General features: G+C 44.0%; 20 protein-coding genes and 1 pseudogene. 14 read left to right on the top strand and 7 right to left on the bottom strand.

Annotated elements, in window-relative coordinates; translation table 11 throughout:
* Positions 1-31 precede the first annotated feature (31 nt).
* From HMPREF9960_RS06210 to sufB, 9 genes are all read left to right on the top strand, one after another.
* Positions 32-1891 (top strand): DUF2207 domain-containing protein, encoded by a 1860-nt coding sequence (locus HMPREF9960_RS06210; protein WP_231913450.1) that lies wholly within the window; start codon positions 32-34, stop codon positions 1889-1891.
* Between the two features lie 88 nt (positions 1892-1979).
* A complete protein-coding gene (locus HMPREF9960_RS06205; protein WP_005591764.1) occupies positions 1980-2822 on the top strand; it encodes an undecaprenyl-diphosphate phosphatase in 843 nt (280 codons plus the stop codon).
* A gap of 111 nt (positions 2823-2933) precedes the next feature.
* Positions 2934-3677, top strand: coding sequence for an adaptor protein MecA (mecA, locus tag HMPREF9960_RS06200; protein WP_005591765.1), 744 nt, complete (start codon positions 2934-2936; stop codon positions 3675-3677).
* Positions 3668-4840, top strand: a complete 1173-nt coding sequence (locus tag HMPREF9960_RS06195) for a glycosyltransferase family 4 protein (RefSeq protein WP_005591766.1) — start codon at positions 3668-3670, stop codon at positions 4838-4840. Before mecA ends, HMPREF9960_RS06195 begins: the two co-directional genes overlap by 10 nt.
* Positions 4841-4923: 83 nt before the next feature.
* Entirely contained in the window at positions 4924-5694 is a 771-nt protein-coding gene (sufC, locus tag HMPREF9960_RS06190) for a Fe-S cluster assembly ATPase SufC (RefSeq protein ID WP_005591767.1), read from the top strand.
* Between the two features lie 41 nt (positions 5695-5735).
* A complete protein-coding gene (gene sufD / locus HMPREF9960_RS06185) occupies positions 5736-6998 on the top strand; it encodes a Fe-S cluster assembly protein SufD (RefSeq protein ID WP_005591768.1) in 1263 nt (420 codons plus the stop codon).
* Positions 6999-7039: 41 nt separating this feature from the next.
* Positions 7040-8272 (top strand): cysteine desulfurase, encoded by a 1233-nt coding sequence (locus HMPREF9960_RS06180; protein WP_005591769.1) that lies wholly within the window; start codon positions 7040-7042, stop codon positions 8270-8272.
* Entirely contained in the window at positions 8259-8696 is a 438-nt protein-coding gene (gene sufU / locus HMPREF9960_RS06175; RefSeq protein ID WP_005591770.1) for a Fe-S cluster assembly sulfur transfer protein SufU, read from the top strand. Before HMPREF9960_RS06180 ends, sufU begins: the two co-directional genes overlap by 14 nt.
* Before the next feature lie 17 nt (positions 8697-8713).
* Positions 8714-10126, top strand: a complete 1413-nt coding sequence (sufB, locus tag HMPREF9960_RS06170) for a Fe-S cluster assembly protein SufB (RefSeq protein ID WP_005591771.1) — start codon at positions 8714-8716, stop codon at positions 10124-10126.
* Positions 10127-10318: 192 nt separating this feature from the next.
* On the opposite strand, the gene pbp3 is transcribed toward sufB, so the two are convergent.
* Positions 10319-11596: a D-alanyl-D-alanine carboxypeptidase PBP3 gene (pbp3, locus tag HMPREF9960_RS06165; protein WP_005591772.1), complete on the bottom strand. Its 1278-nt coding sequence runs from the start codon at positions 11594-11596 to the stop codon at positions 10319-10321.
* 279 nt (positions 11597-11875) lie between these two features.
* Here pbp3 and HMPREF9960_RS06160 point away from each other — a divergent pair, with 279 nt between their 5' ends.
* Positions 11876-13834, top strand: a complete 1959-nt coding sequence (locus HMPREF9960_RS06160) for a peptide ABC transporter substrate-binding protein (RefSeq protein WP_005591774.1) — start codon at positions 11876-11878, stop codon at positions 13832-13834.
* 290 nt (positions 13835-14124) lie between these two features.
* Here HMPREF9960_RS06160 and serS read toward each other — a convergent pair whose 3' ends face one another.
* The 5 genes from serS to HMPREF9960_RS06135 all read right to left on the bottom strand — a co-directional run bounded on the left by serS (position 14125) and on the right by HMPREF9960_RS06135 (position 18825).
* Positions 14125-15402 (bottom strand): serine--tRNA ligase, encoded by a 1278-nt coding sequence (gene serS, locus HMPREF9960_RS06155; RefSeq protein ID WP_005592303.1) that lies wholly within the window; start codon positions 15400-15402, stop codon positions 14125-14127.
* 213 nt (positions 15403-15615) lie between these two features.
* Positions 15616-15987, bottom strand: a complete 372-nt coding sequence (locus tag HMPREF9960_RS06150; protein ID WP_005591777.1) for a DUF956 family protein — start codon at positions 15985-15987, stop codon at positions 15616-15618.
* Positions 15988-16057: 70 nt separating this feature from the next.
* Positions 16058-16969, bottom strand: coding sequence for a PTS system mannose/fructose/sorbose family transporter subunit IID (locus HMPREF9960_RS06145; protein WP_005591778.1), 912 nt, complete (start codon positions 16967-16969; stop codon positions 16058-16060).
* Between the two features lie 18 nt (positions 16970-16987).
* The gene (locus tag HMPREF9960_RS06140) at positions 16988-17791 is read right to left on the bottom strand and encodes a PTS mannose/fructose/sorbose transporter subunit IIC (protein WP_005591779.1); all 804 of its coding nucleotides are present in this window, start codon (positions 17789-17791) and stop codon (positions 16988-16990) included.
* Between the two features lie 44 nt (positions 17792-17835).
* Positions 17836-18825 (bottom strand): PTS sugar transporter subunit IIB, encoded by a 990-nt coding sequence (locus tag HMPREF9960_RS06135; protein WP_005591780.1) that lies wholly within the window; start codon positions 18823-18825, stop codon positions 17836-17838.
* A 610-nt stretch (positions 18826-19435) separates the two neighbouring features.
* Between HMPREF9960_RS06135 and glyQ the strand changes: the two genes are divergently transcribed.
* The 3 genes and pseudogenes from glyQ (at position 19436) to HMPREF9960_RS10090 (ending at position 22672) form a co-directional block, all read left to right on the top strand.
* Positions 19436-20353, top strand: coding sequence for a glycine--tRNA ligase subunit alpha (gene glyQ, locus HMPREF9960_RS06130; RefSeq protein ID WP_002911276.1), 918 nt, complete (start codon positions 19436-19438; stop codon positions 20351-20353).
* 2 nt (positions 20354-20355) lie between these two features.
* Positions 20356-22395, top strand: coding sequence for a glycine--tRNA ligase subunit beta (glyS, locus tag HMPREF9960_RS06125; protein WP_005591781.1), 2040 nt, complete (start codon positions 20356-20358; stop codon positions 22393-22395).
* Positions 22396-22415: 20 nt separating this feature from the next.
* Positions 22416-22672, top strand: a pseudogene (locus tag HMPREF9960_RS10090) (DUF896 family protein).
* Between the two features lie 315 nt (positions 22673-22987).
* Here HMPREF9960_RS10090 and HMPREF9960_RS06120 read toward each other — a convergent pair.
* Complete coding sequence (locus HMPREF9960_RS06120; RefSeq protein ID WP_005591783.1) at positions 22988-23950, bottom strand: asparaginase; 963 nt, start codon at positions 23948-23950, stop codon at positions 22988-22990.
* Positions 23951-24016: 66 nt separating this feature from the next.
* Here HMPREF9960_RS06120 and HMPREF9960_RS06115 point away from each other — a divergent pair, with 66 nt between their 5' ends.
* Positions 24017-25423, top strand: coding sequence for a Cof-type HAD-IIB family hydrolase (locus tag HMPREF9960_RS06115; protein ID WP_037586256.1), 1407 nt, complete (start codon positions 24017-24019; stop codon positions 25421-25423).
* The last annotated feature ends 44 nt before the right edge of the window (positions 25424-25467 follow it).

The following is a 25467-nucleotide window of genomic DNA, read 5'->3' as shown; positions in this document are numbered from 1 at the left end:
AAGGTACTTGTTAGGGGTTTTTATTCTTTTTTTGAGTTTATTTTTTGCTGGAACGGTGTCAGCTTTAGACTATCAAATCCAGTCATATCAAGGAGATTTGGAGATCCACGCCGATAATACAGCCACCTATACAGAAGAGGTGACCTATCATTTTGATGATGATTACAATGGCCAGATGGTCTCCTTAGGATCAGCAGGAAAGATGCCAGAAGGCTTTGCTATTGATTCAGATCCAAAAGTTTCTGTGAAAACGAATGGAGTCGTAAAGTATGACTTTGAGCCACGAGTCACAGATTTAGGAGATGGCTACGAGGTTAAGATTTACAATGCAGGTAAAGAGGGAGACACGGTCAAAGTAACAGTCACATGGAACCTGACCAATCTTCTTTTCCTCCATAAAGATATTGCAGAGCTCAAATGGACTCCAATCAGTGATTGGGAAGAAGAGCTGCAAAATGTGACGATTAAGGTTTGGGGCCTGGGAACTTGGACCTTAACGGACATGTATGTTCATACAGGTTATTTTGGCCAATCGGCTACTATAAATAGGGACCGAGGTGATTATCGGATACAGCTATCTCATTTGCCTAGCAGGAAGAAGGTCGAACTGCATGGATATTGGCATCGCCAAGCTCTGCATCAAGCAGCAGAGGATCCAAAAGCAACCAACTATCTACAGACTTTTCAAGCAGTTGAGAAAGAGATTGTAGCTAAGAGCCAGTTTTATCATCGCTTGGGGGAAGTTTATCTGCCTCTTTTGGGTTTGGTTTTGCTCATGCTTTCGGGGATATTTTATCTGATTTTTCGGATTAAGATTCATCCTAGCCAAGCTTTTCCTAAAGACGCTCGCCTCTATGAAGCTCCGCAAGATCTGGCTCCTCTCATTGTAGCGGCCAATATCTTTGCTGTGGATATGAGGGAAGTCGATCCGACCAGTGGCGGACGGGCGCATTTGAAATTTGAAAATTTGGTGCAGGCGACCTTGCTGGATTTGATGGATCGAGGCTATATCGAGCTTTTAGGAACTGCAGACAAGCCAATCTTGAAACCAACTTCTAAAAAAGGTTTGTCAGAGTTTGAAGGTCAATTCTTACAGATGGCATTTGGTGACCATAAACAGGCAGCTGTAGCAGACTTGTTTGAATCTTATCAGATTTCAGAAGATCTTTATAAAAATAAAAAATCAACAGATGAAGCACGAATCCGCCAAATTGGAAATCGAATAAAAAATCGCTTTTCAACTGATTTAAACCTTTTGTCTGAGCAAGTATTAAAGGAGATTCGGGAGCTAAACTTGCTGGATCACTATCGTCCTTTGAAACGAGGAGAAAAGCTTCTCTTGTGGTTGGCTCTAATGGCAAGTTTCCTTGCTTTTGGCTTGACTCTCTTGACATTTTTTGTCTATTTGATCAAGCTAGACGGTTTTATTTGGTCTTATCTTCCACTTGCAGCTGTCGCTTCGGTGTTGACCGTTCTGCTGGGCAGAGCCTTGCAGTTATATCAGCGGGATGGTGTCTTGAGCGATGAGGGAGCCCATGATTTCTATCTCTGGAATAGCTTTGCGAATATGCTACGCTACATCGCTCGCCTATATGATACCGAGGTGGAGGGCATTGTCCTGTGGAACCGACTTTTGGTCTATGCTACCCTATTTGGTTATGCGGATCGGGTTAGTCGGGTCATGAAGCTGCGTCAGATTTCCTTGGAAAACGCGTCTATGAATACTTATCTACAATATAATCTTCATCCTATTTTCTACGCAAGTTCCCATAGTTTTTCAAATTATGGACACATTGCCTCGACGGCCAGTCATTTTTCTGTTTCATCAGGAGGCGGAGCAGGAGGTGGCTTCTCTGGTGGCGGTGGAGGCGGAGGTGGCGGAGCCTTTTGATAAAAAGCTTGCTAAAGCCCTTGAGAAAGCTTTTCCTCTCCTCCAATATGTGGTATAATAAATGCTAAAGTTGTTTTAGGAGTTATCTATGTTTATTATTGAAATTTTAAAGTCCATTATTTATGGAATTGTTGAAGGAATTACAGAGTGGCTACCCATTTCGAGTACCGGCCACTTGATTCTGATTCAAGATTTTATCAAGTATAAAAATGAAAATCCAGCCTTCATGGAAATGTTCAATGTAGTCATTCAACTGGGAGCCATCTTGGCGGTTGTGGTGATTTATTTTGATAAGCTCAACCCTTTTAAACCAGGGAAAACAGCTCGTCAAATTCAGCTGACATGGCAGCTCTGGGCCAAGGTAGTCGTTGCTGCTTTGCCAGCTGCAATCATCGGTCTTTTCCTAGACGATTGGTTTGAAGCACATTTTTATAATCTGGTATCCGTCGCAATCATGCTGATTATCTACGGGGCTGCCTTTATCTATCTGGAAAAACGAGAGCAGGTGGAACCGACTGTTACAGAATTGAGCAGACTTCCTTATCAAACAGCTCTTTATATCGGTCTTTTCCAAGTCTTGTCCCTCTTTCCAGGAACCAGCCGTTCAGGTGCGACCATTGTCGGTGGTCTCTTGAATGGTGTCAGCCGACCAGTTGTGACAGAGTTTACTTTCTACTTGGGGATTCCAATCATGTTTGGTGCAAGTGGGCTGAAAATCCTGAAATTTATTATCAAGGGTAATTCTTTAGGTTTCGATCAATTATTCCTTTTATTGGTAGCGATGGGAGTGGCTTTCGGAGTCAGTCTTTATGTGATTCGCTTCCTGACAGACTATGTCAAGAATCATGACTTTACAATCTTTGGTAAATATCGGATCGGACTCGGAGTTTTGCTGTTGGTTTACGGTCTGATTAAGGTTATTATTGGCTAATCAAGGCTTGGGGAATTTTCCCAGCCTTTTCTTATTTGACCAGTTATTTTTTTGAAATAAGTTTAGAATTTTAGTATAATAGAAAGACTATGAAAGTATGAGGTTGATGAGATGGAAGTGAAACAGATTAATGATTCGACGATTAAAATCACCATCCAGTTGGAAGATTTGGAAGAACACGGAATGGAAATTGCAGATTTCCTAGTGCCCCAAGAAAAAACAGAAGAATTTTTCTATACTATTTTGGATGAGTTGGAAATGCCGGAAAGCTTTTTAGACAGTGGCATGCTCAGCTTTCGAGTGACGCCTAAGCCAGACAAGTTGGATGTCTTTGTGACGAGATCCAAGATTGATAAGAATTTGAATTTTGAAGATTTGGGAAATCTACCGGATATGGATGAGCTCAGCCAGATGTCGCCAGATGAATTCTTAAAGACTTTGGAAAAAAACATCTTTGAAAAGAGTAAGGATGACCTTGAGGCGGTCAAATCTTTAGAAGCAGCAGAGGCTGATCAGGAGGCCTCTGTAGATTCTTCAGAAGATAGGGAAGAAAATCTAGACCGTTATGTCTACTATATTTTGTCATTTACTGATTTGCAGAGTGCAGTTTCTTTCGCCAAAACGGTTGACTACCCAATAGACCTATCAGAACTTTATAAATATGACTCTGCCTACTACCTGACTATTTTGGTAGATTTGGAAGATCAACCTGCTCTTTATCCAGCTTGGTTACTGGCTAAAATGCGTGAATTTGCTGAGGATACAGATATTACACGTTCTGTCCTACAAGAACACGGGCGTCTGCTTTTGGTGACAGAAGCCATCCAACAGTTGCAGAAAGTTGAATGCGTATGATTGCTTTTCCATTGAAATTCATTTTGGTGCTACTAGCAACATTTTTTGTCGGAGTTTTGCTGACTCCCCTCGTTCGCCTCTTGGCTTTTAAAATGGATGCAGTCGACTATCCTAATGCTCGACGAATCAATAAAAAGCCCATGCCGAGTGCAGGCGGTCTGGCGGTTGTAGCGGCTTTTACCTTGGCAACTTTGGTCTTCATGCCGCAGATTGTTGGCGTCACTTTTTTTGAACAGACTTATTTTGACTATATTTGGCCGGTTGTGTTGGGGGGCTTGATTGTTGCCCTGACGGGGCTTATCGACGATATTAAAGAATTAAGTCCTTTGATGAAGTTAGGGGGGATTGTGCTGGCTGCCTGCCTGATTTGGTGGCTGACGGATTTCCGATTGGATGATTTTAAGATTCCTTTTGGTGGTCCCCATCTCTTTTTCCCACCTTGGCTATCTTTTATTTTGACCATTCTCTGGATTGTCTCTATTACTAATGCAGTCAATCTCATGGATGGTTTAGACGGCCTTGTTAGCGGGGTCTCCATTATTTCCTTGCTAACCATGGGTATTGTTTCCTACTTTTTCTTGCCGGGTCATAATTTATTCCTGACTTTGACAATCTTGGTCTTAGTAGCGTCTATTGCTGGCTTCTTTCCTTACAATTATCATCCAGCCATTATATATGGCGGGGATACGGGGGCTCTTTTCATCGGTTTTATGATTTCGGTCCTGTCTCTACAAGGCTTGAAAAATGCGACGGCGGTAGCGATTGTCACGCCTATGATTATCTTGGGTGTACCAATTACAGATACCTTTTTAGCAATCGTTCGTCGGACTTTGTCAGGTCAGAAATTTTACCAGCCTGACCGCCACCACCTTCACCATAGGCTCTTGTCCTTAGGATTGACACATCGGGGAACGGTTCTGGTTATCTATGGAATTTCGATGATTTTCTCAATGATTTCCCTCCTGCTAAATGTATCGACTCGCATCGGTGGACTCCTCCTCGTAGTTGGACTTCTGCTAGGTGTCGAACTCTTGGTAGAACTAATAGGTGTTCTGGGTCCACAGAGGACGCCTCTGCTCAATATCCTGCGCTTTATTGGAAACTCTTCTTATCGAGAAGAAGTTCGAGAGAAGAGATACCAAAAGAAACACAAACAAGAATAGTTCTAAACAAAATAAAAGCCTTTTGGGCTTTTTTTTGGTATACTAAAGTATGTAAATCAGCTAAGCAAAGAAAGGAAAAAGAAATGTCTGTCTTAGAAATAAAAGATCTTCATGTTGAAATTGAAGGGAAAAAAATTCTCAAAGGGGTAAATCTTACTCTGAAAACGGGAGAAGTTGCAGCGATCATGGGCCCAAATGGAACAGGGAAATCTACCTTGTCTGCAGCCATTATGGGCAATCCTAACTACGAAGTGACTCAAGGAGAGGTGCTTTTTGATGGGGTTAATATCTTGGAGCTAGAAGTGGATGAACGGGCTCGCATGGGACTCTTCCTTGCGATGCAGTATCCTAGTGAAATTCCTGGTATTACCAATGCAGAGTTTCTCCGTGCGGCCATGAATGCTGGCAAGGAAGACGATGAAAAAATCTCTGTCCGCGACTTCATTACTAAACTAGATGAAAAGATGGAACTGCTCAACATGAAGGAAGAGATGGCTGAGCGCTACCTTAATGAAGGCTTCTCAGGTGGTGAGAAAAAACGCAACGAAATCCTGCAGTTACTCATGCTAGAGCCAACCTTTGCGCTCTTAGACGAGATTGACTCAGGTCTGGATATCGATGCGCTTAAGGTCGTTTCTAAAGGAGTCAACGCTATGCGCGGAGAGGGCTTTGGCGCTATGATCATCACCCACTACCAACGCCTGCTCAACTATATCACTCCAGATGTAGTTCATGTCATGATGGAGGGGAAAGTTGTTCTTTCTGGCGGTCCAGAATTGGCAGTTCGCTTGGAAAAAGAAGGCTATGCCAAATTGGCTGAAGAGTTGGGCTTCAACTATACTGAAGAAGTCTAGTCAAACATTCTTTTGACTTTGATAAAAGATAGGAGAATGACATGACGAAAGAATTAATTCACGAATTTTCACAAGTTCACGCAGAACCAGTATGGTTGGCTGATCTCCGTCAGCAGGCTTTTGACAAGATGGACCAACTGGATTTGCCAGTTATTGAGCGGGTTAAGTTCCATCGCTGGAATCTGGGAGACGGACGACTTTCTGACAGCGAGCCTTTGACCAATGTGCCAGATTTCACGGCTCTTGGAGACAATCTCAAGTTTATCCAAATGGGAACCCAAACTGTCCTTGAGCAATTGCCGGCTGATTTAGCAGAGCAAGGTGTGATCTTCACAGATTTCCACACAGCTTTGGAAGAGATACCAGAGCTGGTAGAGAAGCATTTTATGTCTGCAGTCAAGTATGACGAGGACAAATTAGCAGCTTACCATACAGCCTACTTCAACAGTGGTGCGCTTCTTTATGTACCGGACAATGTTGAGATTGACCAGCCGATTGAAGGAATTTTTTATCAGGATAGCGAAAGCGATGTTCCTTTTAACAAGCATATTTTGATTATCGCGGGCAAGCATTCAAAGGTTAGCTACTTGGAACGTTTGGAAACTTACGGCGAGGACTCTGTTCCAGTAACAGCCAATATCACTGTCGAAGTTATTGCTCAGGCGGGCGCTCAGATTAAGTTTTCAGCTATTGATCGTTTGGGCGAAAATGTCACGGCTTATATCAGTCGTCGTGGCAAGCTGGATAATGATGCCATGATTGACTGGGCTATCGGCGTTATGAACGAAGGCAATGTCGTGGCTGACTTTGATAGCGACCTTTACGGTAATGGAAGCCATGCGGATATGAAAGTAGTGGCGCTCTCAAGTGGCAAGCAGGTTCAGGGAATTGACACCCGCGTAACTAACTATGGCTGCAACTCTATCGGAAATATCCTGCAGCACGGGGTTATCCTGGAAAAAGGGACTCTGACCTTTAATGGTATCGGCCATATTATCAAGGGTGCTAAGGGTGCAGATGCCCAGCAGGAAAGCCGGGTTCTCATGCTGTCTGACCAAGCGCGCTCAGATGCTAACCCCATCCTCTTGATTGATGAAAACGATGTGACAGCTGGTCACGCGGCTTCTATCGGTCAGGTGGATCCAGAAGATATGTATTACCTCATGAGTCGGGGTCTTGATAAGGCAACGGCAGAGCGCTTGGTCGTGCGCGGTTTCTTAGGGTCAGTGATAGTAGAAATCCCTGTTAAGGAAGTCCGTGATGAAATGATTGAAAATATCGATATTATTCTCGCAAAAAGATAAAAAGCTGGGCCTTGTCCCGTATTAGTTAGATAGGAGTCTTCATGTCTGGATTTAATGCAGAAGCAATCAAGCAAGATTTTCCCATTTTGGACCAAATTGTCAATGATGAGCCTTTGGTTTATTTGGACAATGCGGCGACAACTCAGAAACCTAAGCAGGTGCTGGCAGCTATTGAAAACTACTATCTTAGAGACAATGCCAATGTCCACCGCGGTGTGCATACGCTAGCCGAGCGGGCGACAGCAGCCTATGAAGCAGCTAGAGAAAGAGTTCGGTCTTTTATCAATGCAGCTTCTAGCAGACAAGTTCTCTTTACACGAGGAACCACGACAGGACTTAACTGGGTGGCTCAGTTTGCGGCTGAAAGGCTGCAGCCTGGTGATGAAGTGATGATCTCTATCATGGAGCACCATTCCAATGTCATTCCTTGGCAGGAAGCTTGTAGGAAGACAGGAGCCAAGTTGGTCTATGTTTATCTCAAAGATGGTGCTCTGGATATGGAGGATTTCCGTGCCAAGCTCAATGAGCGGACCAAGTTTGTCTCTCTGGCTCATGCTTCTAATGTTCTCGGTATCATCAATCCCATCAAGGAGATTGCCCAGTTGGTTCATCAGCAAGGAGCGCTTTTGGTGGTAGACGGGGCTCAATCCATTCCGCACATGAAGATTGATGTACAGGATTTGGATGTGGACTTCTTCGCCTTTTCGGGACATAAGATGGCCGGACCTACTGGAATCGGCGTTCTCTATGGCAAGGAAGAGCTGCTGGAGCAGATGTCGCCAGTCGAATTCGGTGGCGAGATGATTGATTTCGTCTATGAGCAGGAGGCGACATGGAAGGAACTACCTTGGAAGTTTGAGGCCGGAACGCCAAATATGGCAGGAGCAATCGGTCTTGCGGCGGCCATTGATTATTTGGAAGACTTGGGGATGGATGCCATTGCTCAGCATGAGCAGGACCTGATTGCCTACGTATTTCCTAAGCTTCAGGCAGTGGAAGGTTTGACCATTTATGGCTCTCAGGATTTGGCTCAACGCTCAGGCGTGATTGCCTTTAATCTGGATAGTCTCCATCCGCATGATGTCGCGACAGCTCTGGACTACGAAGGAGTAGCTGTTCGGGCGGGTCACCATTGTGCCCAGCCTTTGCTCACCTATCTACAGGTGCCAGCGACTGTGCGTGCCAGCTTTTATATCTACAATACCTATGCAGATTGTGACAAGCTGGTAGATGCTTTAGAAAAGACAAAGGAGTTTTTCAATGGCGCTTTCTAAGTTAGACAGTCTTTACAAGGCGGTTGTGACGGACCACTCGGCTCACCCCCATCACCATGGGAAACTGGAAGATGTGGAGCAGGTAGTCCTCAATAATCCGACCTGCGGTGATGTCATCAGCCTGTCTGTGAAGTTTAATGCTGAAAATCAGATTGAGGATATTGCCTTTGTGAATTCCGGCTGTACCATCTCAACGGCTTCGGCCAGCATGATGACGGATGCGGTTCTGGGCAAGACAAAAAAGCAGGCGCTGGAATTAGCAGAAGTCTTCTCGCAGATGGTTCAGGGCCAAGAAGACAGTCGCCAGAAAGAATTGGGAGATGGAGCCTTTTTAGCTGGCGTTGCCAAATTCCCGCAGCGGATTAAGTGTGCGACCTTGGGTTGGAATGCCCTCAAGCGAGCAATTGAAGAAGATAAAAAGTAAGAATGTGAAAGGAAATTATGTCAGAAGAAAGAGTAGAACCAAAACCAATTGATCTTGGTGAGTACAAGTTTGGTTTCCATGACGATGTTGAGCCTGTTCTCTCGACAGGGAAAGGGCTGAATGAAGCGGTTATTCGCGAGCTCTCTGCAGCCAAGAATGAACCAGAATGGATGTTGGATTTCCGCCTTAAGTCCTACGAGGTTTTCAAGAAAATGCCGATGCAGACTTGGGGCCCAGATTTGTCAGAAATTAATTTTGATGACTTGATTTATTACCAAAAGGCCTCTGATAAGCCAGCTAGAAGCTGGGATGAAGTGCCTGAGAAGATCAAGGAAACCTTTGAGCGGATTGGGATCCCAGAAGCGGAGCGAGCTTACCTTGCTGGTGCAGCTGCCCAGTATGAGTCCGAAGTGGTCTACCACAATATGAAGGAAGAGTTCCAAAAGCTTGGGATCGTCTTTACGGATACCGACTCAGCTCTTAAGGAATATCCAGAGCTTTTCAAGCAGTATTTTGCTAAGTTGGTTCCGCCGACAGATAACAAGCTAGCAGCTCTCAACTCCGCCGTCTGGTCTGGTGGTACCTTTATCTATGTGCCAAAAGGTGTTAAGGTAGACATTCCGCTTCAAACCTACTTCCGTATCAACAATGAAAATTCCGGTCAGTTTGAACGGACTTTGATTATCGTTGATGAGGGAGCAAGTGTTCACTACGTAGAAGGATGTACAGCGCCTACTTATTCAAGTAACAGCTTACATGCGGCTATTGTCGAAATCTTTGCCCTTGACGGTGCCTATATGCGCTATACGACGATTCAAAACTGGTCAGATAATGTCTACAACCTTGTAACCAAACGAGCGCGGGCTATGAAGGATGCAACAGTTGAGTGGATTGATGGTAACTTGGGTGCTAAAACAACCATGAAATACCCATCTGTTTATCTAGATGGAGAAGGAGCGCGTGGTACCATGCTCTCTATCGCCTTTGCTAATGCTGGGCAACACCAAGACACGGGTGCTAAGATGATCCACAACGCTCCACATACAAGCTCGTCTATCGTTTCTAAATCCATCGCTAAAGGTGGAGGAAAGGTTGACTACCGTGGACAAGTAACCTTTAACAAGAACTCTAAGAAATCTGTTTCTCACATCGAGTGTGATACCATTATCATGGATGACTTGTCAGCATCAGATACTATTCCATTTAATGAAATTCACAACTCGCAAGTGGCTTTGGAACATGAAGCTAAGGTTTCTAAGATTTCAGAGGAGCAGCTCTACTACCTCATGAGCCGTGGCCTATCGGAATCCGAAGCAACAGAAATGATTGTCATGGGCTTTGTCGAGCCCTTCACCAAGGAACTGCCAATGGAATACGCTGTTGAGTTGAACCGTCTCATCAGCTATGAAATGGAAGGGTCTGTTGGATAAAAAGAGGCGTTGGCCTCTTTTTAATTGTGAATAAATCTTTGCTTAAGCAAAGTGTTTAAAAAATTCAGAGGACCTGTTAAACAGTAGCAGAATACTATATTGCTAATTATCCCTCAAAGAACTTTTTTTTGATTACTTTAAACGTTTACGACTATAGAAATACCGCGAATCAATTGATTCGCGGTATTTCTTTTATAACTTCTCATTGACAAAGCGGATGAAATCGTTCCACCAGACTTTGAAAATGATAGCTTTTTCAACCTTTTTTTCTGTAATCATAGAAATAGAAGTTTTCTTATTTTCGATGTAGCCCTGACCGATTGGCTCAGAATCTGTATAAGTGAGAGTGCCCACTACACTACCCTTTTTCAAGGGTGCCTGCAGCTCCTGTGGACTTGGAGTAAAGGTGACTTTATGTTCAGCCTGATTGGCTATCCGTTCTAAGATTACCAAGTCCTCACTAGCAACTGCAGCGACCTTATCCTCTTGGCTGTCTCTAACAGCTACTTGTGAGTTATTATATCGTTCGCCTTTTTTGACCAAGACTGTCGGAGAAAAATTTTGCGTAACGTAGGTCATTAGACTAGATGTAACGCCAAAACGGGTATTAGGGTCGTTATCTTCCTGTGCGACTCCTAAAACGACTGTGATCAATCGCATCCCTTTTTCACTTGTCACACCGACAAATGAAACACCACTCTGCTCAGATCCTCCTGTCTTCAAGCCTTTCACTCCTGTCCGAAAACTAGGAGAGCCTTCCAACATTAAGTTGGGATTTTCTAGTTGGATTCCTGCAAAATTCACATGAGATTTGGAAGTGATGCCAAGGACCTCTGGGTAGTCATCGATCAGATGTGAGGCAATCACAGCTATATCATAAGCACTGAACTTATTGACAGTCTCTTGTTTTTTCTTGCTTTTAGAATTCTCCGCTGCCTCTTCTTCGGTATTGGTAGTTTCTAGCGAACCATCTAGTAAACGAATATCCGTACCAGTAGCATTTACAATGGTTGCATCAGAGATATTCCATTCCTTGAGTTTAGCTTTCATCATCTTGACAAAATTTTCCTCGCTTCCACCAACTTTTTCTGCCAGAGCGATAGTGGCGCTGTTGGCACTGGCCAAAAGAGAGGCATTCAGCAAGTCCTTTACCTTGTAGCGTCGCGCTTCCAGAGGTAGGTTCGCGATAGAGGGATTTACTGTCAGCTGGTAAGCATAATCAGAAATATCAACCTCAGTTTCTAGGCTCAGTTTGCCATTAGCAATGGCTTCGTAAACCAGATAAGCAGTCAAAATGTTAGTAATAGCACCGACTTCTAGTGGGCTTGTAGCCTCCTTTTCATAGAGGATTTTTCCTGAGTTTGCATCGACAGCAATGGCGCTTTTAGCGGCAATTTCATAGTCATCTGCCAGAACAGGCTTGGCAATCAGGCCAAAGAATAGCAGTAAGAATACAAAAAGTTTTTTCATTTCTTTCCCCTAGATTAGTAATAAATCTATTGTAACATAAAAAAGCCGATATTTTTGATAATCCTATTCAAGAATCCTTGTAAAATATTGAACAAATTTTTATTTATAAGATTTTCTGCATGTTTATGAAAATATATGAAAATGCATAAAAATTTTCCTATACTTTGTTTCAATAAAAATAAGAAAAATGCATAGAATTTTAAAATTTTCTTAAATAAGACTTGTTTTTGTCTGGAAATGATGTATAATAATACATAATCTAAAGAAGGAGATTTGCTCATGAAAAAATCTAAATGGTTGGCTATTACTGGTTTGGTTGCAGCATCAGCGCTATTCTTAGCTGCTTGTGGCAAGTCAAGCACCAGCTCGGCAAAGACATATTCTTATGTCTATAATACAGATCCAGATACATTGGATTATGTAAACTCCAATCGCTCCTCCACTTCTGACGTTATTGCCAATTTGGTCGACGGTCTTTTAGAAAATGATCAATATGGGAATCTTATCCCTTCATTGGCTGAAGACTGGACTGTGTCTAAAGATGGCCTAACTTATACTTATAAGTTGCGTAAGGACGCTAAATGGTACACAGCAGAAGGTGAAGAATATGCTGCTGTCAAGGCACAAGACTTTGTAACAGGGCTCAAGCACGCTGCAGATGAAAAATCGGAAGCATTACCAATCGTGCAAAACTCTATCAAGGGATTAGATGCTTATATCAAAGGAGAAAGCAATGATTTCTCTACTGTAGGTGTCAAGGCAATCGACGATTATACAGTCCAATACACCCTGAATCAGCCAGAAAGCTACTGGAATTCTAAGACAACGATGGGCATTCTCTTCCCAATTAACGAAGAATTTCTGAAGAAAGAAGGCAAGGACTTTGGTACCGTGAAACCTTCCGGTATCCTCTACAATGGTCCATATGTATTAAAGTCATTTACTTCTAAGTCTGTTATCGAATATTCTAAAAACCAAAACTATTGGGACAAGGATAATGTGAAGATCGAAGATGTCAAGCTGACTTACTATGATGGTTCTGACCAAGAGTCATTGATCCGTAACTTTACTGATGGTGCTTACACACAAGCTCGTCTCTATCCGACTAGCTCAAACTACGCATCAGTAGAAAAGAAATACAAAGACAACATCATTTTTACTCCACAAAACTCAACTAGCTATTTCTATGCCTTTAACTTGAATCGTCTGGCTTATAGCCACACTTCTAAGACAGATGCCCAAAAAGCTGCCAGCAAAGAAGCAATTCAAAATAAAGACTTCCGCCAAGCAATTAACTTCGCTTTTGACCGTAAATCCTTTGGTGCCCAGATGAATGGTAATGAAGGAGCAACGAAAATTATCAGAAGCTTGCTTGTGCCTCCTAGTTTTGTGCAAGTAGATGGCAAGGACTTCTCGGATGTCGTTGAATCACAGTTGGCTTCTTATGGCGATGAATGGCAAGGTGTCAAATTAGCTGATGCCCAAGATAGCATTTACAACCCAGAAAAGGCCAAGGCAGAATTTGCTAAAGCTAAAGAAGCTTTGCAAGCCCAGGGAGTTGAATTCCCAATTCATCTAGATGTACCAGTTGACCAAACTGATAAAATCATGGTGCAGCGGACCAATTCCTTCAAACAATCTGTTGAGGCAGCTCTAGGCCAAGAAAACGTTGTGATTGACGTACATCAAATGTCATCAGACGATTTTGATAACTCTACTTACTTCGCAGAAACAGCTGCCCAAAAGGACTATGACCTCAACATGTCTGGTTGGTCAGCAGACTACCAAGATCCAGTGACTTATCTGAATATCTTTAACCCAGAGACAGGGGATATCTTGGACAATATTGGTCTGACAAAAGGCCAAAACCAAGACCTTGCTTCCAAGGTTGGTTTAACGGACTACAAAGCGCTTTTGGATCAGGCAGATGCAGAAAAGCAAGATACCAATGCTCGCTATACGAAATATGCAGCAGCGCAGGCTTGGTTAACAGATAGTTCTATTGTGATCCCATCTATTTCTGCAGGCGCTTCACCAACGGTTCAAAAGGTCGTACCATTTACCAAAGCCTACTCTTATGTAGGTATCAAGGGCGATACCTATGTATTTAAGGGAATGGAGCTTCAAGATAAGGTCTTAACAGTGGCTGATTATCAAAAAGCATTGGAAAAATGGGAAAAAGAAAAAGAAGAATCAAATAAAAAAGCTCAAGAAGAGTTAGCAAGTCACGTTAAGTAAAAGAAAAGAGGCTGGGACAAAAGTCCTAGCCTCTCAATTGTCTTTGGATTGTCGAGCAAGACGCAGTGGCTGAGTGGGCTCTAGCTCTACTACGCTGATTTCATCAGCTTTTACAGCCCTACTCAACTGTGCGGAGGTGGGACGACGAAATCGAATTCTAACCAATTACCGATTTCTGTCCCACTCTCTTTTAAAGTAGAAAATCCTATATTTCCTTTATCTTTTTGAACTGTTGGATTTCTCCTTAAGTAAAATAAGAAAAGGTCCGATTGTTTCGGACCTTTCATTGTTTATTTTGGTGCGATGACTTCCAAGCCACCCATGTACGGACGTAGGACTTCAGGAATGGTCACAGAACCATCTTCATTTTGGTAATTTTCTAAGATAGCAGCCACTGTACGTCCGACAGCCAGTCCAGATCCATTGAGAGTGTGGAGGAGTTTGACCTTGCCATCTGCTTCGTCACGGTAGCGGATTTGAGCTCGACGAGCTTGGAAATCTTCTGTGTTAGAGCAGCTAGAGATTTCACGGTAGGTATTTTGCGCTGGAATCCAGACTTCCAAGTCGTAGGTTTTAGCAGCTGAGAAGCCCATGTCGCCAGTAGAAAGAGCAACGACACGGTAAGGCAGATTGAGCTTTTGCAGGATGTTTTCTGCATTGGCAGTCATCTTTTCCAGCTCTTCATAAGATTCTTCTGGCTTGGCAAATTTTACCATTTCAACCTTGTGGAATTGGTGCAGGCGGATCAAACCGCGTGTGTCACGACCAGCAGAACCAGCTTCAGAGCGGAAAGACGGGCTCATAGCTGTGAAGTAGATTGGTAATTCCTTGCCATCTAGAATTTCATCGCGATAGTAGTTGGTCAGTGGAACTTCAGCAGTCGGAATCAGAACGAAGTTAGTATCGCTTAGCTCAAAGGTATCTTCTTTGAACTTAGGATATTGGCCAGTACCAAACATAGAGTCGTGGTTGACCATATAGGGAGTGATGACTTCTGTATAGCCTTCTTTGCCATGCTCATCCAGCATGAAGTTGTAGATAGCACGCTCTAATCGAGCTCCTAATCCCTTGTAGAAGAGGAAGCGAGCTCCCGTAACTTTTGCGCCACGTTCCCAGTCTAGAATATCCAAGTCTTCGCCCAAATCCCAGTGAGCCTTAGCTTCAAAGTCAAATTGGCGAGGTGTACCCCAGCGGCGAACTTCTACATTGTCATCCTCGTCTGCTCCGACTGGCACGCTATCGTGTGGAATATTTGGCAGGGTTGTGGTGAACTCGGTCAACTTAGCATCCAATTCAGCTAAAGTAGCATCCAAGTCCTTGACTTGGGCAGATAGTTTTTGCATGGCTGCAATCTTGTCATCTGCATTTTCTTTGTTGCGTTTGGCTTGGGCAATCTCTGCAGAAACGGTGTTGCGTTCTGCTTTGAGATTTTCTACTTTCACCAGCAAATCACGTCGCTGCTCATCAATTTCCTTCATTTGATTGAGCACATCAGCTGCTACGCCACGGGTAGCTAATTTCTCTGCGACAGCATCAAAGTCTGTCCGAATACGTTTTAAATCTAACATAAAACCTCCAAAAAATAAAAGCACACCGAGGAAACTGTTGGAGCGGCTAGGCCGCGGTTCCATCCAACTTCACAGGTGTGCACTTGATTATGTATGTAGTTGTATTGCAACGGTAGAATTTCACACTAGGCTCCTATCTGCTCGCAGCACCCGCAGACTTTCTGAAAGAAGCGATAGTCTTACTTATCCGTTTCCTAGATTATACAGGATTTTCTATTTTTTTGCAAATAGATTTTTAAAGAATTGGCCAATTGTTTGGATCAAGGTAGGCAATTTGACAACTTTCTCATTTCCGATATGTTGCCGTGCAATTTTGAGAATCTTTCCAGTGTCCTTGGAGGCAAAGAGAAACTTGCCCTTGTCTGTAAAGACTTCAAAATGGCGACTGACATTTTTTCCAGAGACATTGGCACCGATCTGCTGGATGCTAGACCAAGGTAGCTGGATATAGTCTTCTACATTAGCGTCGGCGTAGAATTCCAGTGCAACATCACCAACTAAAAACTTCCCAACCTTGCCACCTAAACCCAGATAGGAAACCCCTGTCGTTTGAAATTCAATCGATTTATTTTGCGATTGCGCCATAGAACATCTCCCTTTTAAATACTATAGCTATTATACCATAATAAAAAGAAGGCCGAAACCTTCTTTTTGATTACATCAAACCAATAACGCGGGCAACGATACCAACAACGAAAAGTCCGATGATGATTGTGATTGGAGAAACTTTCTTCTTAAGCAACCACATGCAGAGGAAGGTAAGGAGAAGTCCCATCAAACCTGGAATCAAAGAGTTAATTTGTCCTTGAAGGGTATTTGCTTTTTCAGGAGTCAAACTCAGTCCGCCTGCAACATCACCCAAGATTTTTTGAAGTTGCTCGCCAGTTACAGCACCTTTAGGGAAGTTGATGTAAGCTCCCTCAGAGAGTTTTGTAGATGGCAATTGAAGCGCAAAGCTAACGTTTACCCAGCGTGCTACCAAAACAGCCAAGATAAACATACCAAGGATTGAAGCACCTTTAGTGATGTCTTGGAGGATACCACCAGACATGTCTTTAGTGATTTCAGAACCAGCCTTGTAACCCAATTCTTGAGTGTACCACAAGAAGGCCATACGGATCGCATTCCAAAGAACGAAGAAGAGGAGTGGGCCGATGATATTTCCTGACAGAGCAAGAGATGCACCGAGTGCTCCAAGGATCGGACGAACGGTGAACCAGAAGACTGGGTCACCGATACCAGCCAAAGGTCCCATCATACCGATTTTAACCCCTTGGATAGCTGCATCGTCAATTTCTGCACCGTTTGCTTTTTCTTCTTCAAGGGCGAGTGTTACACCGATGATTGGAGCAGCAACGTATGGGTGAGTATTGAAGAATTCCAAGTGACGCTCAAGAGCAGCAGCTTGATCTTCTTTTTTAGTGTAAAGTTTCTTGAGAGCTGGAATTAAAGAATAAGCCCAACCCAAGTTTTGCATACGTTCATAGTTCCAAGAACCTTGCAAGAAAGTAGAACGCCACCAAACTTTTTGACGGTCTGATTTAGATAATTGAATTTTTTCAGTCATGATATAGCAGCTCCTTTCTTAGTAGTCTTCTAGGATATCGCCGATTGGGTCGTTAGATGTAGCAGAACCGCCACCACCGTTTCCGCCTTTCTTAGAAAGGTTGAGGTAGATAAGGGCGATTGCTACACCGATAGCACCGAGGGCAATCAAAGTCAATTGGCTAACAGCAGCAAGAGCAAAACCGATAGCAAAGAATGGCCATACTTCGCGAGTTGCCATCATGTTGATAACCATAGCGTAACCAACGGCAACAACCATTCCCCCGCCGACAGCCATACCGCCTGCCAACCAATCAGGCATCATAGCAAGCAATTTTTGTACTGCTTCTGCAGGGATAGCAAGAAGAAGGGCTGCAGGGATAGCGATACGAAGTCCTTGGAGAAGGAGAGCTACAAAGTGCGCGCGTTCAACGCTAGCAAAGTCGCCTTTTTTAGCAGCAGAGTCTGCAGCATGAACCAAGGCAACAGAGATAGTACGCACAATCATAGTAAGGAAGAGACCAGCTACGGCAAGAGGAATCGCGATTGTAGTTGCAACTGTGATACCTTTGTCAGTGAAATCTCCACCTTGAACCATGATGATAGCAGCAGCAACTGAAGCCAAGGCAGCGTCAGGAGCAACGGCAGCACCGATGTTAGCCCAACCAAGAGCGATCATTTGAAGAGATCCGCCAAGGATAACACCAGCAGTTAAGTTACCAGTTACAAGACCGATCAAGGTACATGCAACCAATGGTTGGTGGAATTGGAATTGGTCCAAGATACCTTCAAGACCAGCTAGGAAGGCAACAAAGACTACTAAAACCATAGAAATAATAGACATGTTTTAAATCCTTTCATAATAATATGAGAGCGAAACGGTTCAGATTATTGAACGTTGGCTTTGTTAATTAAGTCAAACAAATCTTTCTTAGAATCATTTGGTACTTTACGTACGTCGAATTCAACTCCGAGGTCACGCAATTTTTCGTAAGTTGCCACATCGTCCTTGTCCATTGACAGAACGTTGTTGACCATTGTCTTACCAGTTGAGTGAGCCATTGAGCCGACGTTGAGGGTCTTGATTGGCACACCACCTTCGATAGCGCGTAGGGCATCTTGCGGAGTTTCAAATAAGATAAGAGCGTGCGTATTACCAAAGCGTGGATCTTTTGAAACAGCAATCAATTTATCAATTGGAACAACGTTTGCTTTAACATTACCGGGTGCAGCTTGTTTGATGAGTTCTTTACGAAGTTCATCCTTAGCTACAGAGTCAGAAGCAACGATGATACGGTCTGCTTTTGAATCTGGAGTCCAAGCCGTTGCAACTTGTCCATGCAACAAACGTGTATCGATACGAGCAAGGTTGATTTTGAGCTTGCCGTCTCCGATAACAGTTCCTTCTGGGATAGCCGCTTGAGCAACTGGTGCAGCAGCAGGAGCAGCGCTTTCTAGGACTGGATTTAGCTCTTCTGGAAGTGCTTTTACGCCTTCCTTAGCTTCCTTGATAATGTTTGCAACGACAGCATCTACGCCAGCGTTTGCATCCATCATGCGCTCTGTGTAGGCTTGAATTAGCATAGGCAGGTTCAAACCTGTAATAATCGCGAACTTGCGGTCTGGATTTTCACCCATGACACGGCTAGCTTGGTTAAATGGAGACCCACTCCAAAGGTCAGCCAAGACCAATACCTCATCGTTCGCATCAAACGAAGCCACAGCGTCATTGAATTTTGCATACAGATCATCAGGACCTTCGTTTGGCATGAAAGTTACAACTTGAACTTTTTCTTGCTCACCAAAAATCATAGAACCTGACTGATGAATGCCGGCAGCAAATTCACCGTGGCTGGCAATAATGATTCCAATACTCATTATTGTTTTTCCTCCTTATAAAATGTTTGACTTAAGTTTAAGAAAACTTTAAGGCTAACTATTATTATAAAACGTTTTCATGAAAAATGCAAGTACCTGAATCGAGGCGACAATCATTTTCAAATTCTATTTCCCTTGGGAAACGCTGTTATATCAGTCTTTTTTGATCTTTTCTTCTCACTAAATAATTAGATGAAGATTAGATTGTCAATGTAACTAGGTTAATATATGAAAGTAGATGAAAATTTCTATGAAAATGCTTATCTGCTTTCTTGATAGAAAGTAAATTTATATAGGAGGAATTTATAGTTGAAGTCCAAGAAGTATTTTACAAATTATCTATTTTCTGCTATAATCTTTTTTAGAAAGAATTCTCATTGTCTACTTTTTAGCGAGTCTGGGTTGGTGGGAGCCAGATAGGGAAGCAGTGCAGATGGCGCTTTCGATAAACATTTTTAAACGTAATGAAGTAATAAATTAGGGTGGAACCGCGTTTTGACGCCCCTAGGTTGAAGAGCCTAGGACTGTCGGATGTGGTTCTTTTACTTGTTCAAAGAGAACAGAGGACAGACCTAGCGCAAGAAATCTCAAGAAACTAAAGGAGTAAAAAATGTCTAAGAAACTTACCTTTCAGGAAATAATTTTGACTTTACAGCAGTTCTGGAACGACCAGGGTTGTATGCTTATGCAGGCTTATGATAATGAGAAGGGGGCGGGAACGATGAGTCCTTATACTTTCCTGCGGGCTATTGGGCCAGAGCCTTGGAATGCGGCTTATGTAGAGCCATCTCGTCGGCCAGCAGATGGGCGTTATGGAGAAAATCCCAACCGTCTTTACCAGCACCACCAATTTCAGGTGGTTATGAAGCCATCTCCAAGCAATATCCAAGAACTTTATTTGCAGTCTTTGGAACTCTTGGGCATCAATCCGCTGGAGCACGACATCCGCTTTGTCGAGGATAACTGGGAAAATCCGTCAACTGGTTCAGCTGGTCTGGGCTGGGAAGTTTGGCTGGATGGTATGGAAATCACGCAGTTCACTTACTTCCAGCAGGTCGGAGGTCTGCCAACTCAACCGGTGACAGCTGAGGTGACTTATGGTCTGGAGCGTCTGGCTTCTTATATCCAAGAAGTGGACTCAGTTTACGACATTGAGTGGGCTGATGGTGTTAAGTACGGTGAAATTTTCACTCATCCTGAGTATGAGCATTCCAAGTACAGCTTTGAGGTCAGCGACCAAGACTTGCTCTTGGGGAATTTTGAGAGGTTTGAAGCAGAAGCCAAGCGCTGTCTGGACGAACATCTGGTGCACCCGGCCTATGACTATGTTCTCAAATGCTCACATACCTTTAACCTCTTGGATGCGCGTGGAGCAGTATCTGTGACAGAGCGGGCTGGTTATATCGCTCGTATTCGTAATCTAGCTCGTGTTGTCGCTAAGACCTTTGTGGCTGAGCGCAAGCGTCTGGGCTATCCACTTTTGGATGCAGAGACTCGCGAGAAACTCTTGGCAGAGGAGGGAGAATAATCATGGTAAAAAATTTATTAGTTGAATTAGGCTTGGAGGAAATGCCAGCCTATGTCGTGACACCGAGCATGAAGCAGCTGCGCGACAAGATGGGAGCCTTCCTGACAGACCATCGTCTGACCTTTGAGAAAATTGAAATGTTCTCCACACCTCGTCGTCTGGCGGTGCGCGTGGTTGGCTTGGCGGACAAGCAGTCTGATTTGACCGAAGATTTCAAGGGCCCTTCTAAGAAAATTGCTCTGGACGCAGATGGCAACTTTACCAAGGCTGCCGAAGGTTTTGTCCGTGGCAAGGGCTTAACGGTTGAGGACATTACTTTCCGTGAAATCAAGGGCGAAGAATACGTCTATGTGACCAAGGAAGAAATCGGCCGCCCAGTAGAGGAAATCATCCCAGCAGTAACGGAAGTTCTGCAAGCTTTGACCTTCCCTGTCAGCATGCACTGGGCTAATAACACCTTTGAATATATCCGTCCAGTTCATACTTTGACTGTACTCTTAGATGAGCAGGCCTTTGATTTGGAATTCTTGGACATTAAGAGCGGTCGTACTAGCCGTGGACACCGTTTCTTAGGGCGAGAAACGGAGATTGCTTCAGCAGATTCTTATGAAGATGACCTGTGGGCTCAGTTTGTCATTACCAGTCCTCTTGAGCGGGAAAAGATGATTATCGAACAGATTCGGGCCTTAGAGCAGGAGCACGGGGTTTCTATTGAGATTGACGAAGACTTGCTTAATGAAGTCTTGAATCTGGTAGAATATCCAACTGCTTTCCTAGGTAATTTTGATGCCAAATACTTAGAAGTGCCTGAAGAAGTCTTGGTAACTTCCATGAAAGAGCACCAGCGTTACTTTGTTGTGCGCGATGCTGAAGGCAAGCTTTTGTCGCACTTTATCTCTGTCCGCAACGGAAATGCAGAGCACTTAGAAAATGTCATCAAAGGAAATGAAAAAGTCTTGGTGGCTCGTCTGGAAGATGGGGAATTCTTCTGGCGGGAAGACCAAAAACTAGCTATTGCCGACTTGGTTGAAAAGCTGAGCAATGTGACCTTCCACGAAAAGATTGGCTCTCTGGCGGAGCACATGGAGCGGACTGGCAAGATTGCTGCTCTCTTGGCGCAAGAAGCAGGATTGGATGCTGATGAGACAGCCGACTTGGCTCGTGCCGCGGCTATTTATAAGTTTGACTTGCTGACTGGCATGGTTGGTGAGTTTGATGAGCTGCAAGGAATCATGGGCGAGAAGTATGCTCTTCTGGCTGGTGAGAATGCTGCGGTGGCGGCTGCCATTCGGGAGCACTATATGCCGACATCAGCCGATGGCGAATTGCCTGACACCAAGGTCGGTGCGGTTTTGGCTCTGGCTGATAAGTTGGATACTATTCTGTCCTTCTTCTCAGTTGGCTTGATTCCGAGCGGTTCCAATGACCCGTATGCACTACGCCGTGCGACTCAAGGTGTCGTGCATATCTTGGACAAGTTTGGCTGGAACATTGACTTGGCTCAGCTTCTTGGTCGACTTTACGAACTGAAGTTTGATAGTCTAAGTTATGAAAATCAAGAGGCCGTGCTGGACTTCTTCCGTGCCCGCGTTGAGAAAATGATGGATCGCAGCATTCCAAAAGACATCGTGACAGCTGTTCTTCAAAGCACTAACTTTGTCGTACGCGATTTGGTAGAAACAGCTGCACTTCTAGCTGAGAAAGCTCAGGAAGACAACTTTAAGTCAGCAGTCGAAAGCCTGTCTCGTGTCTTTAATCTAGCTGAGAAAGCCCAAGGGCAGACAGCTGTTAATTCAGCACTCTTTGAAAATCAAGAGGAAAAAGACTTGGCAGCTGCTATTGAAAAAGTGGAGCTGACGCCTGACTTAGCTGCTAATCTGGATCAACTTTTTGCCCTCAGTCCAGCTATTGACGCTTTCTTTGACCATACCATGGTTATGGCAGAAGATGAGGCTGTGCGTAACAACCGTCTAGCTCTCCTGTCTTCTTTGACAGCCAAAGCGGGACAGCTGGCGCAGTTTAATCAGATTAATACCAAATGAAAGGTAAGAGAGGTAGAATCATGGATCCTAAAAAAATTGAACGCATCAACGAACTGGCTAAAAAGAAAAAACAGAAGGCCTAACTGCTGAGGAAAAAGTAGAACAAGCCAAGCTTCGTGAAGAGTACATCGAAGGCTACCGTCGTTCTGTTCGCCATCATATTGAGGGCATCAAGATCGTTGATGAGGATGGCAATGATGTGACGCCTGAAAAGTTGCGCCAAGTTCAGCGCGAGAAAGGTCTTCATGGCCGCAGTCTAGATGATCCAAATTCATAAAAACAAGAAAAAGAGAGAGTGGGACAGAAATCGGTAATTCGTTAGAATTCGATTTCGTCGTCCCACCTCCGCACAGTTGAGTAGGGCTGTAAAAGCTGATGAAATCAGCATAGTAGAGCCCACTCAACCATTGCGTCTTGCTCTACAATCCAAAGACAAAAAAAGAGTCTAGGACTTTTGTCCCAGACTCTTTTTTTGAATTTATAACTTAGCTTAAGGCTAAGAATATTTATGGACTTTATATCGAGGGATACAGCATTTATAAAGGAAAATCAAGAAATAATGCCTAGCAAGCGAGTAGACAAGCTTGGTTTTCTATCCTTCTATATAGTCTCTTAATGCTTGACCACTTAGGCCGACATTGAGGGCGATCAGCAACTTGATGCGAGCCTTCGGTGCATTGAGCTCTTTGACAAACATGATTCCGGCTTGGTGCAGCTTGACACCGCCGCCTTCATAGGCGTAGACAGGCTCAGCAATGCCGTTGAAACAGCGTGAAACGAGAGCGATGGGGAGGCCAGATTCTGCCATCGCTGTTAATGTTTCCGCAGTTTCTTTTGGCAGATTGCCTGCGCCAAAGGCTTCGATGATGAGGCCGTCTAGCTTTTGCCAATCCAGCATATCAAGCACTTCTGTTTTCATACCGGCATAGGCTGGAATGATGGGTACCAGCCCTGAAATGCTAGTCAGGTCAAAGCGGACGCGAGGTTCTGCTGTTTTGAAATAGAGAATTTCCTGCTTCATGACCAGGCCTAGAGGACCGTGCGTCGGAGTTTGAAAGGTGCTGACATTGGTGGTGTGGGTTTTGGTGACATACTTGGCAGCATGCACCTCATCATTCATGACGACGAGAACGCCCTTGCCTCGACTCTTCTCGTCGCTGGCTACCCGTAAAGCAGTCAGGTAGTTATAAACTCCGTCACTGCCGAGTTCATTTGAACTTCTCATAGCTCCGGTCAAAACGACAGGGATGTCAGGCAGGTCCATGGTATCAAGGAAGTAGGCAGTCTCCTCTAGAGTATCGGTTCCGTGGGTAATGACCACACCGTCGTATTGGTCAGCGTCAGCCTTGATTTTTTGGTAGAGTTCGAGCATGTGCTGGGGAGTGATGTGAGGACTGGGAACGTTGAAGAAATCAACTACCGTCACTTCAATACCATCTAAAGGAACAGCCACATGATTCATGGGATTGTCTTGGCTGCTATTGACGGCACCACTTCCGTCAGCCTGCATGGAAATGGTTCCACCAGTATGTAAAACTAAAATCTGCTTATTCATAGATGTGCTTCTCCGTGAATTGTGTTATAATTTATTGTATCATAAAAGGAAAGAATGAGAAAATCAATGGAAATAAAAGCCGTCTTTTTTGATATAGATGGAACCTTGATTAATGACAGTCGAACCGTCTTGAAATCGACAGAGGCTGCCATTAAGAGTTTGCAGGAACAAGGGATTTTGGTCGGTTTGGCAACAGGTCGGGGCCCCTTCTTTGTCAAGCCTTTTATGGACAAGCTAGATTTAGACTTTGCTGTCACCTACAATGGTCAGTATATTTTTTCAAAAGATAGGGTCATCTCTGCCACACCGATTGATAAGCAGAGCCTGCGTGATCTGATTGCCTATGCCAAGGAACACCGAAAAGAGATTTCCTTGGGGACAGAACAGGCCATGCAAGGTTCAAAAATTATGACCTTTGGTATGAGTTCCTTTTCTCAGTGGGCTACCCAGTTTATTCCTAGGAAGATGACTCGGACGGTGAGCCATGGTTTTAACAAGATTGTAAGTAAGGCCCTGCCTCAGCATGAAGAAGATCTGTTGAAATTGATTCAAGAGCCTATCTATCAAGTTCTGATTTTGGCGGATCCGGCTGAGAGTGCAAAGATTGAAGCGGATTTCCCACATTTGAAATTTACTCGTTCGAGCCCTTATGCGGCGGACATTATCAATCAAGGGATGTCCAAGCTGGAGGGGATTCGTCTAGTCGGTCAAGAGTATGGCTTTGATATTCATCAGGTCATGGCCTTCGGCGACTCTGACAATGACTTGGAAATGCTGTCGGGAGTTGGCTTGTCTATTGCTATGGGAAATGGCACCAGCTCTGTCAAAGAAGTAGCCAAGCATACGACTAGCAGCAATAGTCAGGATGGGATTCATCGGGCGCTAGAACATTTCGGTATTTTGGCCAGTGAGAAAGTCTTTGTATCCAGCGATCACCATTTCAATAAGGTCAAGACTTTCCATGGTGTCATGGATGAGTCTACGCAGGAAGAACCCATCGCTTGGACACCAGAGGAAGCTCGGCACCGTGCTGACTTCAAGTTGGAAGAGTTGGTTGAATTTCTCAGAGCTGCCAGCTCTTCAGAGGAAGAATTTGATCAGTCGATGGCTAGAATGCACGAGGCTTTAGATAAGGCTGCTGCCAAGGTTCGTAGTAAGAGCAAGGCAGAAATTTCTTTAGTTGGTCAAGTTGATGCTCTGATCGATACGCTCTACTTTACTTACGGTAGCTTTGTCTTGATGGGAGTTGATCCTGAGCGGATTTTCGATATTGTCCATCAGGCCAATATGGGGAAAATTTTCCCAGATGGAAAAGCGCATTTTGATCCAGTGACCCATAAAATCCTCAAACCAGATGACTGGGAAGAAAAATATGCGCCAGAACCAGCGATCAAACGGGAGTTGGAACGACAGATTCAGGCCTATCAGCGCAATGTGGAAAAGACGCAAAAAGAAACAAAAGACGAAGAGTAACGACTCTTCATCAGCAGAATTTCTATTTTACGATACTCAATCGA

It is taken from the genome of Streptococcus cristatus ATCC 51100, assembly GCF_000222765.1.
GTDB lineage: Bacteria > Bacillota > Bacilli > Lactobacillales > Streptococcaceae > Streptococcus > Streptococcus cristatus.
This window is presented reverse-complemented; position numbering and strand designations above follow the sequence as displayed.